The 13,623-nt window shown below is 60.6% G+C and carries 16 protein-coding genes; 12 read left to right on the top strand and 4 right to left on the bottom strand.

From position 1 onward, the window contains the following. Positions 1 to 99 precede the first annotated feature (99 nt). The 5 genes from EOS_RS07360 to EOS_RS07340 all read left to right on the top strand — a co-directional run bounded on the left by EOS_RS07360 (position 100) and on the right by EOS_RS07340 (position 4,069). The gene (locus EOS_RS07360) at positions 100 to 1,167 is read left to right on the top strand and encodes an ABC transporter substrate-binding protein (protein ID WP_047845939.1); all 1,068 of its coding nucleotides are present in this window, start codon (positions 100 to 102) and stop codon (positions 1,165 to 1,167) included. 28 nt (positions 1,168 to 1,195) lie between these two features. After that, positions 1,196 to 2,032, top strand: coding sequence for an ABC transporter permease (locus tag EOS_RS07355; RefSeq protein ID WP_053063792.1), 837 nt, complete (start codon positions 1,196 to 1,198; stop codon positions 2,030 to 2,032). A 12-nt stretch (positions 2,033 to 2,044) separates the two neighbouring features. Next, positions 2,045 to 2,860 (top strand): ABC transporter permease, encoded by an 816-nt coding sequence (locus tag EOS_RS07350; protein WP_082163255.1) that lies wholly within the window; start codon positions 2,045 to 2,047, stop codon positions 2,858 to 2,860. 38 nt (positions 2,861 to 2,898) lie between these two features. Then, positions 2,899 to 3,690 (top strand): ABC transporter ATP-binding protein, encoded by a 792-nt coding sequence (locus tag EOS_RS07345; protein ID WP_047845938.1) that lies wholly within the window; start codon positions 2,899 to 2,901, stop codon positions 3,688 to 3,690. 163 nt (positions 3,691 to 3,853) lie between these two features. Beyond that, positions 3,854 to 4,069, top strand: coding sequence for a hypothetical protein (locus tag EOS_RS07340; protein WP_047845937.1), 216 nt, complete (start codon positions 3,854 to 3,856; stop codon positions 4,067 to 4,069). Between the two features lie 54 nt (positions 4,070 to 4,123). Here the strand turns inward: EOS_RS07340 and EOS_RS07335 are convergent, their stop codons facing one another. After that, complete coding sequence (locus tag EOS_RS07335) at positions 4,124 to 5,071, bottom strand: TauD/TfdA dioxygenase family protein (RefSeq protein WP_047845936.1); 948 nt, start codon at positions 5,069 to 5,071, stop codon at positions 4,124 to 4,126. Between the two features lie 208 nt (positions 5,072 to 5,279). On the opposite strand from EOS_RS07335, the gene EOS_RS07330 reads away from it, so the two are divergent. The 7 genes from EOS_RS07330 (at position 5,280) to EOS_RS07300 (ending at position 11,663) form a co-directional block, all read left to right on the top strand. Then, positions 5,280 to 6,071 (top strand): SDR family NAD(P)-dependent oxidoreductase, encoded by a 792-nt coding sequence (locus EOS_RS07330; RefSeq protein ID WP_047845935.1) that lies wholly within the window; start codon positions 5,280 to 5,282, stop codon positions 6,069 to 6,071. Positions 6,072 to 6,176: 105 nt separating this feature from the next. Beyond that, on the top strand, positions 6,177 to 6,992 hold the full coding sequence (locus tag EOS_RS07325; protein WP_047845934.1) for a MetQ/NlpA family ABC transporter substrate-binding protein: 816 nt from the start codon (positions 6,177 to 6,179) through the stop codon (positions 6,990 to 6,992). A gap of 134 nt (positions 6,993 to 7,126) precedes the next feature. Beyond that, positions 7,127 to 7,981 carry a CmcJ/NvfI family oxidoreductase gene (locus EOS_RS07320; protein WP_047845933.1) on the top strand — a complete coding sequence of 285 codons (855 nt, stop codon included), beginning with the start codon at positions 7,127 to 7,129 and terminating at the stop codon, positions 7,979 to 7,981. Between the two features lie 145 nt (positions 7,982 to 8,126). Next, on the top strand, positions 8,127 to 8,930 hold the full coding sequence (locus tag EOS_RS07315; RefSeq protein WP_047845932.1) for a MetQ/NlpA family ABC transporter substrate-binding protein: 804 nt from the start codon (positions 8,127 to 8,129) through the stop codon (positions 8,928 to 8,930). Between the two features lie 161 nt (positions 8,931 to 9,091). After that, positions 9,092 to 10,087 carry an aliphatic sulfonate ABC transporter substrate-binding protein gene (locus EOS_RS07310; protein ID WP_082163254.1) on the top strand — a complete coding sequence of 332 codons (996 nt, stop codon included), beginning with the start codon at positions 9,092 to 9,094 and terminating at the stop codon, positions 10,085 to 10,087. Continuing rightward, positions 10,084 to 10,920: an ABC transporter permease gene (locus EOS_RS07305; RefSeq protein WP_047845931.1), complete on the top strand. Its 837-nt coding sequence runs from the start codon at positions 10,084 to 10,086 to the stop codon at positions 10,918 to 10,920. Before EOS_RS07310 ends, EOS_RS07305 begins: the two co-directional genes overlap by 4 nt. Then, on the top strand, positions 10,917 to 11,663 hold the full coding sequence (locus EOS_RS07300; protein ID WP_047845930.1) for an ABC transporter ATP-binding protein: 747 nt from the start codon (positions 10,917 to 10,919) through the stop codon (positions 11,661 to 11,663). The genes EOS_RS07305 and EOS_RS07300 overlap by 4 nt, the downstream gene beginning before the upstream one ends. A gap of 27 nt (positions 11,664 to 11,690) precedes the next feature. Here EOS_RS07300 and EOS_RS07295 read toward each other — a convergent pair whose 3' ends face one another. The 3 genes from EOS_RS07295 to ssuC all read right to left on the bottom strand — a co-directional run bounded on the left by EOS_RS07295 (position 11,691) and on the right by ssuC (position 13,611). After that, positions 11,691 to 11,906: a TOBE domain-containing protein gene (locus tag EOS_RS07295; RefSeq protein WP_031357267.1), complete on the bottom strand. Its 216-nt coding sequence runs from the start codon at positions 11,904 to 11,906 to the stop codon at positions 11,691 to 11,693. A 74-nt stretch (positions 11,907 to 11,980) separates the two neighbouring features. Continuing rightward, positions 11,981 to 12,814 (bottom strand): ATP-binding cassette domain-containing protein, encoded by an 834-nt coding sequence (locus EOS_RS07290; RefSeq protein ID WP_407639109.1) that lies wholly within the window; start codon positions 12,812 to 12,814, stop codon positions 11,981 to 11,983. Between the two features lie 2 nt (positions 12,815 to 12,816). Continuing rightward, the gene (gene ssuC, locus EOS_RS07285; protein WP_047845929.1) at positions 12,817 to 13,611 is read right to left on the bottom strand and encodes an aliphatic sulfonate ABC transporter permease SsuC; all 795 of its coding nucleotides are present in this window, start codon (positions 13,609 to 13,611) and stop codon (positions 12,817 to 12,819) included. Positions 13,612 to 13,623: the final 12 nt, after the last annotated feature.

The raw sequence follows: 13,623 nt of genomic DNA, 5'->3' as shown, positions 1-13,623 counted from the left end.
CCGCGCCCGGCGAGGCGCGCCCGCGCTGAACTGATCCCGCCCCGGCAGCGTTAGTAGCGACGCTGCCTTTCCCCTCCCCATTCCTTGCTTGCCAATTCAATGACACCGCGATCCCTTCTGCATTCCTTCATCGTTACGTTGGGCATCGTTACCGCCACGAGCGTCCTGGCCGCCGCACCGGCGGTCGTCCGGATCGGCGTGGCGACGCAAGGCTATGGCGATCCGCCTGTGTTCGGCGGCTCGCCGGCCGCGACCGCCCAGTTGCAGCATCGCGTGGAAGACACGCTCAAACCCGACGGCATCAAAGTGGAATGGCTGTTCTTCAAGGGCGCGGGACCAGCAGTCAACGAGGCCCTGGCGAACCGCCAGATCGACTTCGCCTATCAGGGCGATCTGCCCGCCGTACTTGGCCGCGCGAATGGGCTCAAGACGAAGTTGCTGATCGAATCGAACGTGCGCACCGGCGTCTACCTGGCCGTGCCGCCCGACTCCGACATCAAGAGCGTCAAGGACCTCAAGGGCAAGCGCGTCGCCATCTTTCGCGGTACTAACTTGCAGCTCGTAGCCGACAATGTGCTGAAAGCGAATGGCCTCTCCGAACGCGATCTGCGCGTGATCAATCTCGACGATGCCGCGTCGCAAGCAGCGCTCGCATCAAAAGGCGTGGACGCCGTGTTCCTCGACTTCAAGCTGTTCAAGCTGCAGCGCCAGGGCCTCGCGAAGATCATCTACGCGTCGCGAGACGCCGGCTTGCAATACACGCGACAGGCACATCTGCTGGTCCTCGACGACTTCGAGCAAAACCATCCTGATGTCGTGCAGAAAGTGGTGACGTCAGTCGTGCAAGCGGCGCAATGGTCATCGGAAGAAGCGAATCGCGGGACGCTGTTCGCACTGTGGGCGAAGAGCGGCGTGCCGGTGGAGTCGTGGGAATCCGAGTACGCGAATCAGCCGCTCAAGGACCGCAGCTCGCCGCTAATCGATCCGTTCATCGTGGCCCGCTATCAGGCCGTTGCCGGCGACGCGCTGCGTCTGAACCTGATCCGCCAGCCCGTCAGCGTGAACGGCTGGTTCGAACCGAAGTATCTCGATCAGGCCTTGAAAACGCTGAAGCTGGAAAACTACTGGCCGCGTTTCGACCCGTCCGGCAAGCCGCTTGCATCATGAATATCTGAATTCTCAGGAGAATCCGGTCATGGCGAACAGCATCGCTCGCACTTTGTCTCCCGGCCGCCAGTCGTCGCTCGACGGCGCGCACGGCCGCGCTGCGAGCGTCGCGCGCTCGCTCGGCTGGATCGCATTGCCCTGGCTCGTCCCCGTGGCCTGCGCCGTGTTGTGGGTGCTCGGCTCGCACTACGGCTGGATCTCGGCGCAGATCCTGCCGTCGTCCACCCTCGTCTTCGATACCCTCGGTAGCCTCGCCAGCAGCGGTGAACTCTGGATGCATGTCAGTGCGAGCCTGTCGCGGATCGCGGTCGGATTCACGGGTGGCGTCGTGCTCGGGTTGCTGCTTGGCGGCTTGCTGGGACTGTCGCGCACAGCCGAGGCTTATATCCTTCCCAGCTTCAATGCCGTGGTGCAAGTGCCGGTGCTGGGCTGGTTGCCGTTCCTCATGATCGTGGTGGGAATCGGCGAGCCATTGAAGTATTTGCTGATCGGACATGCCGCACTGGTTCCGGTGACGTTGAGCACGCTGCAGGGATTTCGCCGGATGCCGCCCGCCTATCTCGACGTCGGGCGTGTCTTTCGTTACTCACGCCGCCAGACGATCTTCAACATGGTCCTGCCGTCGGCGGTGCCGGTGATCGGCACCGGTATTCGCCTTGCATTCACCAAGGCGTGGCTCACGCTGGTCGTGGTCGAACTCGTGGCTTCGTCGGAAGGGCTCGGTTATCTGATCGTGTACGGACGCCAGTTATTCCAGCTCGATCTCGTGCTGGCATCGGTGCTGATCGTCGGCGCGATCGGGTATGTGGCGGACCGCTTACTTACCCTACTCGAACACAAGTTGTCGCCCGCGCGGCTGGCCTGAAGGAGCATCGATATGGCCACACCTTCTCTTGAACTCGAAACCGGTTCCGGCGCTATCGCCGGGTCGGGTGAACCGGGCAAAGCCGGACGCTGGCGCGGCTGGGTTATTCCGTTTGGTGCCTTGCTGTTCTGGTGGTTCGTCTCGCGCCACGTTGTTGCCGGGCACGGCATGATGACATCGCCCGCTCAGGTGCTTCATACCGCCATCGATCAGGCGAGAAGCGGCGCGTTGTGGCGTGCACTCTTGGCGTCTCTTGCCCGCGAACTGACGGGGTTCACTCTCGGTGCAAGCCTTGGGCTCGTGTTGGGTGCGTTGCTCGGTGTCTCGCCCTTCGCGAACCGGCTGATCGGTCCAAGCTTCAACGCGTTCAAGCAAGTCTCGTTGTTTGCATGGATACCGCTGATCTCCGTGTGGTTCGGTCTCGGCGATGTGGCAAAAGTCGTGTTCCTCTCGCTCGCCGCACTGGTGCCCGTGGTCGCGCATACAAGCGACGGCATCCGCGCGGTCTCTCCCGCGCTGCTCGATGTCGCCCGCGTGTTCCGCTACAGCAAGTTGCGGACCGTCCGATACGTCGTCCTGCCCGCTGCGTTGCCGTCCATCTTCACCGGCATCTATCTTGCGCTGATCTATTCGTGGCTCGCCACGCTCGGCGCCGAGTATCTGCTGGTTGCGGGCAGCGGCATCGGCAACACGCTGGTCGACGGCAGCGAACAGTTCCGGATGGATCTGGTGGCATTCGGCGTGATTGTGATCGGCATCACCGGCTGGGCGTTGAATGCGATCGCCCGAGCCATCCAGCAATGCTGGTTCCGCGATCCAGCGGCTTGATTCCGCATTGTTCATTTTTATAGAGAGTCCCTATCATCATGGCAACTGTCTCGGTTTCCCGAACGAGTGAGCTCAACCTGCATCACGTCAGCAAGCGATTTGCCGGCGACGATCGCACCTTGCCTGTCCTCGATCGCATCGATCTGTCGGTGAAAAGCGGCGAGTTCGTGGCCATTGTCGGCGCGAGCGGTTGCGGCAAATCCACGTTGCTGCGCCTGATCGCGGGTCTCGACGACCAGTTCGACGGTGACATCGAATTCGGCGGCGAACGCATTCGTACCACCGACCTTGCGCGCGGTATTGTGTTCCAGGATCACCGGCTGTTTCCGTGGCTCAATGTCGAGCAGAACATTGCGGTTGCGTTGAAGAACTCCGGGCGCAGCAAGGAAGAGAAGCGCCGTGCGGTCGCCGAGCATATCGCGCTGGTCGGTTTGAAAGGTTATGAAGGGCATCATCCGCATCAGCTTTCGGGCGGTATGGCGCAGCGCGTGGCAATCGCCCGCGGGCTCGTCAACCGGCCGAAGCTCTTGCTGCTCGACGAACCGTTCGGCGCGCTCGACGCGCTCACGCGCAGCCGTCTTCAGATTGAGTTGCGACGCATCTGGGAACACGAGCGGATCACGATGGTCCTGGTGACTCATGATGTTGACGAAGCGGTGTTCCTTGCCGACCGCGTGGTGGTCATGCAGGCGCGGCCGGGGCGGATTGGAAAGGTAGTGAAGGTTGGGCTGCAACGGCCGCGCAGCCGCAGCGACGCCGCATTCGTCCGCTTGCGCGACGAGATACTGGCGGACGTCAGCGTGCCGCACGACGCAACTGCTGTGGCTTGACCACACCCTTCTTCAGCGCGGAAGCTTCACAAGGTTTGCTTCTTTCCAATCTCTGACTACGGCGGGTTTGCTTCTGCCAAATGCTTGTTTCCCTTGTCTTGCAAGGCTCGCTAATCTGGGGCACACGCGTTCCACTGCATCGTGTACCGGAGGTAAAACGAACATGCACTACAAGGGTTATGAAGTTGCTCCCGCCGCACAGCCGCTGCCCAGCGGACTGTTCGCTGCCAATCTCGTGATTCAGGACGAAAAGTCGCTGCAAAAACGCGCTTATGTATTCGACGCGCTCGACTACTTCTTCGAATCCGATCTCGCCATTGCGTATGCCGCTCGCTGGGCTCGCATGTGGATCGATAACCGGCGGTTGCCGCGCGCCTGACGTTGTTGCGCCACCCTCGCGATGACGGGCGGCGTTCTTCTTCGGGAACTGGTTTTAATTCAACGCCACGGCTGCCGCCGCGTTCACCGGCGATCCTTCCAGCGCTACCGAAGCACGTCCGTCCGGTCCCACCGGCACATCGCCGACCAGCGTCGTCCGATACAGTTGCCGATCGAATTCCAGATCGAAGATATCCGAAGGCGCGAGGTGCGCAGTCGACCGGTTGTCCCAGAACGCAATGCTGCCCGGCTCCCATTTGAACCGTACGGTGAACTCGGGACGCGTCACGTGTTCCCACAGCAACTCAAGGATCGCCTGACTTTCGCGCGGCGTTACACCAACAATGTGCTTAAGGAAACTCGGGCTGACATACAGCGCCCGCTCGCCGGTTTCGGGATGCACGCGCACCAGCGGATGCTCAGTAACAAGCGCCCGCTGTTGCACGGCTTGCTGGAACGCATCGGTAGCGCTTGCGCCCGCGGGCGGCGTGAATCGATGCACACCGCGCAGGCCATCGACGAAATCGCGCAACGGCGCAGAGAGTTTTTCATACGCAGCGGCAAGGCTTGTCCATTGCGTATCGCCGCCATAAGGCGGGATGGTCACGCCGCGCAGGATCGACGCAAACGGCGGATTAACGGCAGCCGTCACGTCGGTGTGCCAGCCGGTCCACGGACGCAACAGCGCCTGACCTTCGAAGCGCGTCGCCTTGCGATACTTGGAGATGGAGTAGATCTCGGGATGCCCTTCAACATGCCCGAACACCGGATGCCCCAGCGTGAGCTCGCCGAACTGCGCTGAGAATGCCACGTGCTGGGCATGCGTCAGGAACTGCTCGCGGAAGAAAATCACTCGCCACTTCAACAAAGCCGCACGAATCTGCGCGACCTGATGGGACTCGAGTGGTTGCGATAGATCGACGCCGCTGATTTCCGCGCCGATAAACGCCGACAGCGGCGTGACCTGGACCAACTCGATAGTGCTTTCTACGGCTGCATTCATGGCATGTCTCCTGACGGGGATCGGTGGCTTGGATTGAGGTCAACTACATTACGGCCGCCCCGTAATGCCCTCAACCAATCGATGCGCATATGCAAAGCACACCGAACGCAAAAGATGGCCGAAGACTAGAATCAATCTCGCAGCCTCGAATAACGTTATCGCGTTTTCTTCCTTTCCATTAACGAGGAGCCGGTCTAACTTCGTCGCCATGAACTCAACCATCCAGTCACCTACCCCTCTCCCGCATGAACAAGCACCGGTCGCGTGGATCGCCGGCGTGGGCGCCAGCGCGGGACTCGGCGCAGCAGTCGCGCGGCGCTTCGCGCAGGGCGGCTTTACCGTCGCCCTCACAGGACGCACGGCGGAGCGTGTGGAAACCATCGCCGCGGAGATTCGCGCCGCCGGCGGCGTAGCCCACGCATTGCCCGGCGATATCTCAAACGAAGCGAGCGTGGCGGAGCTTGCTGATCGCGTGCGCGAACTCGGTCCTCTAACGGCCGCCGTGTTCAATGCAGGCAATGCAAGCCGCGCGCCGACGCTCGAACTCACTGCCGCCCAGTTCGAGCAAGCGTGGCGCACTGGCGTGCTCGGCGGTTTCCTGTTTGCTCAGGCAGCACTGCGCCGCATCTTGAACAATGGCCTCAGTACCGCGGGCTCGACGGGACGCGGCACGCTGCTGTTCACGGGAGCGACAGCTGCGTTGCGCGGCAAGCCGCCCTTCGCGGCGTTCGCGGCCTCGAAAGCGGCGTTGCGCTCGCTGAGCCAGACCCTCGCTCGCGAGTTCGGGTCCGAAGGCATCCATGTAGCGCATATCGTGATCGATGGGGGTATTGACGGCGAGCGTCTGCGCCAATCCGCGCCTCAACGAGCGCAGCAGGCCGGCGACGACGGTTTGCTGCAGGCAAGCGCAATAGCGGAGAGTTATTGGCAACTGCACCATCAGCATAGAAGCGCCTGGACGCAGGAACTCGATCTGCGTCCGTTCAAAGAACCGTTCTGACCAGCGAACCGCACGTTGACGTGCTGAAACGTCGCGCGCGGTCCGCTGCAGCTTCACCGGCAAGCGCTCTTTGCCGTCCCCTATTTCCTTTTAACTATCCCCCTCATGCCGAAGCTCCCCTTCCTGTATGCGTTCGCGCTATGCGCTGCGCTCGCACCATTCAATGCCAGCGCTGCCGATGCAAACGAACTGCGCATCGGCTTCGTTCCAGGACCTTACGCCGATGAATTCAAGACCGGTGTCGAACCTCAATTACGTCAGAAGGGTTATGCGATCAAGTACGTGGAATTCAGCACGGGGCTTGAAGCAAACCAGGCGGTATATCGTGGGGAAATTGCCGCCGATGTCATGCAGCATGAGGTCTATCTGAAGTCGTACAACGACCGCAACGGAACGGATCTGGTGGGCGTCGTGCAAGTACCCACACCGCCGATGGGCCTTTATTCGAAGAAGCATCACGCGCTGACGGAAGTGAAGGCTGGAGCGAAGGTAGCCGTGCCGAACGATCCGGTCAACCTGGAACGCGCACTCAAGATCCTGCAGCGGATCGGCTGGATCAAGCTTCGTCCGAACAGCAATCCGGTCGATGTCACCGAGCGTGATGTAATTGCGAATCCGGCCGGCATCAAGATCGTTCCGCTTGAATCGGCACAAGCGCCGCGCGCACTCGATGACGTCGATTTCGCCGCCATCCAGGGCAACTTCGCAATCTTCAGCGGCTACAAACTTAGCGACGCGCTCGCTCTCGAACAGATGACGCCGCCGTATATCAACCAGGTCGTGGTCAGGGCTGCGAACAAGACGGCGCGCAGCACGCAGGACATCGTCGATGCGTACAAGTCACCGGTTTTTCAGCAGACCATCCTGAACAATCGCTTCTACGACGGCTTCCGTCTTCCCGAATACTTCGCCAGCAAGTAGGGGTATCGTCGCCTTGGAATCGCGCTGCTCAAGGACCTTTCCCAAGCGAATAACCTTATGGAATTTTATTCGTTCAGCTTCGAGGCAAGCGGGTATAGCGTTGAAAGTCCTGACTCCCAGGCCGAGGAACGACTATGAGCACCGTATTCGAAGAACGTCCGCGTGCAGGAACGCTGCAAGCGGTCGACGCTGAACTCAACTATCTACGCGCTGGCGAAGGCCGGCCGGTGAGCTACACATTCGAACCACCGCCGGGAGTGCCCTGGACCTCCGGCGTGCTCGAACCTCGACGCGTGACAATTCGGGATGCTCGTCCGCTCGCTGCCGCGGGAGAGTTATCGCTGGATAAAAGCGGCTTCGAACGCATCGCGCACACAAGCGCGCTGACGGACTTCACGGACGCCGCCGCCATCCGCTCGCTCTACTACAGCGAATCCGAGCAGGTCCTGCTCAAGGCGACCGGCGCGGAGAAGGTCGTCGTCTTCGATCACACCCTGCGCGACAGCTTGAACGGCTCGCGTGCAACCGCAACGTTGCGCGAGCCCGTGCGACGCGTGCATAACGACCAGACGTTCGTCTCGGGGCCACGTCGTGTGCGTGACCATCTGCCTGCCGGCGAAGCCGCGCAACGTCTCAAGCACCGCTTTGCGATCGTCAATCTATGGCGACCACTCGACGTAGTGGAGCAACTGCCGCTTGCGCTCTGCGACGCACGCTCGATCGCGGCCAGCGATCTGGTGCCCAGCGATCTTGTGTACAGGGACAAGGTCGGCGAGACTTTTTCGTTCACGTATAACCCTGCGCATCGCTGGTATTACTTTCCTAAGCTACGGCCCGACGAAGCGTTGCTGCTGAAGATCTACGATTCACGCGACGACGGCACAGCCCGTCTCACCGCGCACACGGCCTTTGAAGATCCGACCACGCCCGAAGGCGCCGCACCGCGCAGAAGCATCGAATTACGGGCGCTGGTTTTCTGGAAGGACTGAAGCCGGAACGACGAGTTAATGTCCGATGCATGCACCGGACATTAACTAAGCTTTCGAATTTGCATAAACACATGAGAACAGATTCGTTAGGCTAGCTAGCAAGGCATGAGACGATGCGCGCCTGCCAACCAGAAAGAGTTTCAACATGCATCGTAGAACCGTTATTGCAAGTCTCGCCTTCGCCGCACTCAGCGCTGTATTCGGCGTCGCACACGCAGAAGACGCCCCGCTGCGGATCGGCACCATGAGCGGTCCCGACGCGCAGATCTGGACCGAAGTATCCAAGGTCGCGGCGCGCGAGGGCCTCAAGATCAAGGTGATCGAATTCAACGATTACATCCAGCCCAACGCTGCACTCGATGCCGGCGATCTCGATGCGAACGGCTTCCAGCACCAGCCGTTTCTCGATAGCCAGGTCAAGCAGCGTGGCTACAGGATCGTGAACGTGGGCCTGACCTACGTCGCGCCCATGGGCTTTTATTCAAAGAAGATCAAGTCGCTGAAAGACCTGCCGCAAGGGGCGAAGGTCGGCATTCAGAACGACCCGTCGAACGGGAATCGCGCGCTGTTGCTGCTGCAGAAAAACGGCATCATCAAGTTGAAGGCAGGCGTGGGTAAAGACGGCGTTAACGCAACGCCGCTCGACGTGATCGAGAACCCGAAGGGCATCAAGCTGATCGAACTCGACTCGGCTCAGTTGCCGCGTTCGCTGGACGACCTTGCCGCCGCATCGATCAATACGGACTACGCGGTGAAAGCCGGTCTGTCGCCTACGAAAGACGCTATTGCTATCGAAGACCTGAAAGGTCCTTACGCCAACCTGATCGCCGTTCGCGCGCAGGATCGCAACAAACCCTGGGTCAAGAAACTGGTGGCAGCGTATGAGTCGCCGGACGTGAAGAATTTCATCGATACCAAGTTCAAAGGCTCGATCATTCCGGCGTTCTGACCGGGGGTTGCCGCGCCGCGAGGCGAACCGTATTTGCTTAAGCGACGCCATAGCGTCTGCCGTGCTTAGGTTGTGAGCTTTTATTGGTTCGCCCCGGCGGCGGCTTTCATTACATTGACCGGTCACTAAAAAATTGCTTGAAAGACCAATAGGACCGGTCGATGAAATTTTCCCGGGGCACCGTACTTTCTCGTTTTATTATTTCACTGACCACGACAGTAGCAGCGTGGGTGCCAGCCGCCGCGCACGCCGCACCACCCGCCGAAGTGAAGCTCGATTACGCGTATTACTCACCCGAAAGCCTGGTCATCAAACGTCAGGGCTGGCTGGAAAAGGAACTCGCGCCGGATCACACGCAGGTCAAGTGGGTGCTGAGTCTCGGCAGCAACCGGGCGCTCGAATACCTGAATAGCGGCGCGATCGATATTGGCTCGACAGCAGGCCTTGCCGCCCTCCTCGGCCGCGCAAACGGCAATCCCATTCGCGCAGTTTATATTTACTCGCGCGCCGAATGGACCGCACTGGTCGTGCGCAAAGATTCATCGCTCAAGACGTTGGCGGATCTCAAGGGCAAGAAGATCGCCGCAACCAAAGGCACCGACCCCTATCTGTTTACGTTGCGTGCGCTGCATACGGTCGGCCTGACGCGTGACGACGTCGAACTGGTCAACCTGCAACATCCCGATGGACGCACCGCGCTCGCTAACGGGCAAGTCGATGCATGGGCCGGTCTCGATCCGCACATGGCAGCGGCACAAATCGATGATGGCGCGCGGCTGCTTTATCGTAACGTTGCCTTCAACACCTACGGGTTCCTGAATGCGCGCGAGGACTTCATCAAGGAACATCCCGAGACGCTCGAGCACGTGCTGAAGGTGTACGAGCAGGCCCGTGTGTGGATCGCCCTGCACCCCGACGAGACCGCGAAAATCATCGCGGAGGAGTCGAAGTTGTCGCTTCCGGTGGCCAAGCTGCAATTGAGCCGCAATGACTTCAGCCATCCGCAGCCGGGTGCGGAGCAGATCGAAGCATTGAAGGCCGCCGCGCCCATCCTCACTCAGGAACAGCTTGTCAAACCGGGCACCGATCTCAATCAGGTGATCGATGCGCTAATCGACGTCAAGTTCGCGCAGCCGGTCATCGCATCGGCTAGATGATGGCCTCCGACGATTCGCTCACGCTGCCTGGAACGTTATCGTCCGGGCAGAAAACGCCTGTGTCACGGCTGCAGCGATGGCGTATTGCCGGAATCCTGCTCCCCTTTGCGTTCCTCGGTCTCATGGAAGCGCTGGTGAGAACGCACGTGGTACCGGAGCATCTGGTTCCCGCGCCGAGCACCATCGCTGAAACGCTTTGGCAACTGTGTGGCGACCGTCTGGGGCGGCATATCGGGGCCAGTAGCTTGCGCGTGTTTGCAGGCTTCGCGATTGGCGCGGTCATCGCCATTCTTTTCGGTGCAGCGATGGGCTTGAGCCGTCGACTGGAGGCGCTTCTCGACCCGAGTTTTCAGGCGCTCAGGGCAATTCCATCGCTGGCATGGGTGCCCGTTCTGCTGCTGTGGATGGGTATAGATGAAGCGCCGAAGATCACGCTGATTGCTATCGGTGCATTCTTTCCGGTGCACCTCAGTGTGGTCGCCGGCATTCGCGGCGTGGACCGCAAGCTGATCGAACTGGGCGAGGTCAACCGCCTGAGTCAACGGGCGCTCTTTGTACGCATTCTTCTTCCGGCGTCGCTGCCGCAAATCTTCACGGGACTGCGGACAGGCTTAAGCCTTGCCTGGATGTTCATGGTCGCCGCCGAACTGATCGCGGCCACACGCGGCCTCGGTTATCTATTGAGCGATGGCCGCGAAACGGGGCGTCCGGACCTTGTGTTCGGCGCGATCCTGTTGCTCGCGTTGCTCGGAAAACTCAGCGACAGCGTGCTTAAGGCAATCGAAACCCGCGTGCTTTCATGGCGCGACACCAGCACCGGAAGCAACCGATGAACACTCCCCTTCTCGACCTGCGTGTCTCCGGCAAACACTACGACACACGCACGGTGCTCGAACGCCTGACGCTCTCGATCCAGAGTGGCGAGATAGTCAGTCTCGTGGGCCCGAGCGGTTGCGGCAAGAGCACGCTCTTGCGCATTCTCGCGGGTCTCGACCGTGACTTCAACGGCGAAACTCTGCTCGAAGGTATGCCGCAACAAGGTCCATCGAGCAGGATCGGTGTGATCTTTCAGGAACCTCGTTTATTGCCCTGGCTGAGCGTTGCGGACAACGTCGCTTTTCCGGCCGGACCTCGTCGTGGACATGATCCGCGTGTACGCGAACTGCTGGCGGAAGTGGGTCTCGCCGAGGCGCGCGAGTATCTTCCCAAGCAGCTGTCCGGTGGCATGGCGCAACGGGTGGCGATCGCACGAGGGCTGTTCTCGAAGCCTGATCTGCTGTTGCTCGACGAGCCCTTCAGCGCCGTCGATGCAATGACGCGCATGCGCTTGCAGGATCTGCTGTTATCGCTCGTGCGGGCACACGGCACGGCGGCGCTCCTGGTCACGCACGACCTGGACGAAGCACTGTATCTCTCCGACCGCGTGCTGCTGATGACACCGTCGGGTAAAAGCGGCGCGGGCCGGATCGCGCGTGAGATCAAAGTGAGCGTCGAGCGGCCGCGCGATCGCCGCGATGTTTTGCTTGCCAGTATGCGCGGTGAATTGCTGGAAGGCCTTGGGGCCATCGCGGCCTAAGCCTGCTTCTGCCCCTTCAGCGCAGTATCAAAGCCTCGCAATAGAGACTTCGGTCGACTTCACGAACGCAATGACTTCGCTACCGACCTTCAGTTCGAGCTCATCGATAGAACGTGTGGTGATCACCGAAGTGACAATGCCATAAGGCGTTTCCACGTCGACTTCCGAGACCACCGAGCCGCGAATGATCTCCTTGATATGGCCTTTGAACTGATTACGCACGTTGATTGCCGTGATGCCCATGATGATGCTCCGTATTGATTGAATAGTGCCGGGGCCAGTCGACAGCGGCAATGAGTGAATTGATACAACGACACCTAGCTCGGCTGCGCTCCATGCCTCAGCACGCGCGACAACACCTGTTCCTCCAGCGCCGCGAAACCTTCAGCCGTACGCAAGCGCGGGCGTTGTAGCGCGATGGCGGCATCGAAGGAAATCTTCCCTTCTTCAATCAACACAATCCGCTCACCCAGCGCCACCGCTTCTTGCACGTCATGCGTTACCAGCAGCGCAGTGAAGCGATGCTCGCGCCACAACCGTTCGATCAGCGCGTGCATTTCAATCCGCGTCAATGCGTCGAGCGCGCCTAGCGGCTCATCCAGCAGCAGCAGATCCGGCCGATGCACGAGCGCACGCGCAAGTGCCACGCGTTGCCGCTGACCGCCGGACAATTGCGCAGGCCAGTCGCTTTCCCGTGCGCTCAAACCCACTTCAGCCAGCGTCGCGCGAGCGTCGTCACGCGACGAACGCGGCAAGCCGAGCATGACGTTTTGCAACACGCTCTTCCACGGCAGCAGGCGAGCATCCTGGAACATGATGCGGGTCTCCAGGACACTGGCTCCCGCCGCCGCGTTGCGCTGCACGACACCGCCGGTCGCCTTTTCAAGGTCCGCGATCAGGCGCAGTAACGTGGACTTGCCGCAGCCGCTGCGTCCGACTATGGATACAAAACTACCGCGCTCGATGGTGAAATCGAAGTTCGACAGCACCTTGCGTTCGCCGAAATGTTTGTCGACGCCTTGCAGCGCAACGGCCATGTCCGTGGGACGCGCCCGCGGCGCAGGCGCTGCCGGTGCGCGTTCGCGCGTGGCGATTTCCGGCTCGTCGCCGTCCAGCACGACGTTGCCCGATGCATACGGTGTATAACTCAAGGTCACGGTTTTGCTCCCTTCTGATATGCAGGATGCCAACGCAGCGTTGCCCGTTCGATCGACTTCGCGAGCATGTCCGCGAGCTTGCCGAGCAGCGCATAAAGCAGGATGCCGACTACAACCACGTCGGTCTGCAGGAACTCGCGCGCGTTCATCGTCATATAGCCGATACCCGATTGTGCCGAGATGGTTTCCGCCACGATCAGCATCACCCACATCAACCCGAACGCGAAACGCACGCCTACGAGAATGGACGGCAATGCCCCCGGTAAAATCACATCGCGATACAGCGCGAAGCCCGAGAGTCCATAGCTGCGAGCCATCTCGATCAGGTCTGCATCGACGGAACGAATGCCGTGATATGTGTTCGTATAGACCGGAAAAAATACGCCGAGCGCGACCAGGAAAAGCTTCGCTTCCTCGCCGATGCCGAACCACAGGATCACCAGCGGAATCATGGCGAGCGCGGGGATATTGCGGATCATCTGCACGGTCGAGTCGAGGGCGATCTCAGCCGGCTTGAACAGTCCTGTTCCAAGCCCGAGCACGAAACCGATCCCACCGCCGATTGCAAAACCCGTCAACGCACGCCATGCGCTGACCTTCACGTTCGCCCACATGTCGCCCGACTGGATCAGTTCCCACGCGGCTTTCACGACGGCCAGCGGCTCGGGCAGCACACGCGACGACAAACCGCCCGTGCGTGCCGCCAGCTCCCATGCGATCAGGATCAAGATGGGTACAACCCACGGCGCAGCCTGTACACCCGCGCGGCGAAAAAACGGAACTGCGTTCATCGGACCTCCGGT

Source organism: Caballeronia mineralivorans PML1(12), assembly GCF_001028175.1.
In the GTDB taxonomy this organism is placed as follows: domain Bacteria; phylum Pseudomonadota; class Gammaproteobacteria; order Burkholderiales; family Burkholderiaceae; genus Caballeronia; species Caballeronia mineralivorans.
The sequence above is the reverse complement of the archived record's forward strand: the minus strand, read 5'-3'. Positions and strand labels throughout refer to the sequence as shown.

What these genes read in the sequence shown, in the direction of transcription:
- EOS_RS07355 (WP_053063792.1), top strand. Translation starts at nt 1,196, where the DNA reads ATGGCGAACAGCATCGCTCGCACTTTGTCTCCCGGCCGCCAGTCGTCG.
- ssuC (WP_047845929.1), bottom strand. Translation starts at nt 13,611, where the DNA reads ATGAACGCAGTTCCGTTTTTTCGCCGCGCGGGTGTACAGGCTGCGCCG.
- EOS_RS07300 (WP_047845930.1), top strand. Translation starts at nt 10,917, where the DNA reads ATGAACACTCCCCTTCTCGACCTGCGTGTCTCCGGCAAACACTACGAC.
- EOS_RS07345 (WP_047845938.1), top strand. Translation starts at nt 2,899, where the DNA reads ATGGCAACTGTCTCGGTTTCCCGAACGAGTGAGCTCAACCTGCATCAC.
- EOS_RS07295 (WP_031357267.1), bottom strand. Translation starts at nt 11,906, where the DNA reads ATGGGCATCACGGCAATCAACGTGCGTAATCAGTTCAAAGGCCATATC.
- EOS_RS07350 (WP_082163255.1), top strand. Translation starts at nt 2,045, where the DNA reads ATGGCCACACCTTCTCTTGAACTCGAAACCGGTTCCGGCGCTATCGCC.
- EOS_RS07315 (WP_047845932.1), top strand. Translation starts at nt 8,127, where the DNA reads ATGCATCGTAGAACCGTTATTGCAAGTCTCGCCTTCGCCGCACTCAGC.
- EOS_RS07320 (WP_047845933.1), top strand. Translation starts at nt 7,127, where the DNA reads ATGAGCACCGTATTCGAAGAACGTCCGCGTGCAGGAACGCTGCAAGCG.
- EOS_RS07305 (WP_047845931.1), top strand. Translation starts at nt 10,084, where the DNA reads ATGATGGCCTCCGACGATTCGCTCACGCTGCCTGGAACGTTATCGTCC.
- EOS_RS07360 (WP_047845939.1), top strand. Translation starts at nt 100, where the DNA reads ATGACACCGCGATCCCTTCTGCATTCCTTCATCGTTACGTTGGGCATC.
- EOS_RS07335 (WP_047845936.1), bottom strand. Translation starts at nt 5,071, where the DNA reads ATGAATGCAGCCGTAGAAAGCACTATCGAGTTGGTCCAGGTCACGCCG.
- EOS_RS07340 (WP_047845937.1), top strand. Translation starts at nt 3,854, where the DNA reads ATGCACTACAAGGGTTATGAAGTTGCTCCCGCCGCACAGCCGCTGCCC.
- EOS_RS07325 (WP_047845934.1), top strand. Translation starts at nt 6,177, where the DNA reads ATGCCGAAGCTCCCCTTCCTGTATGCGTTCGCGCTATGCGCTGCGCTC.
- EOS_RS07330 (WP_047845935.1), top strand. Translation starts at nt 5,280, where the DNA reads ATGAACTCAACCATCCAGTCACCTACCCCTCTCCCGCATGAACAAGCA.
- EOS_RS07310 (WP_082163254.1), top strand. Translation starts at nt 9,092, where the DNA reads ATGAAATTTTCCCGGGGCACCGTACTTTCTCGTTTTATTATTTCACTG.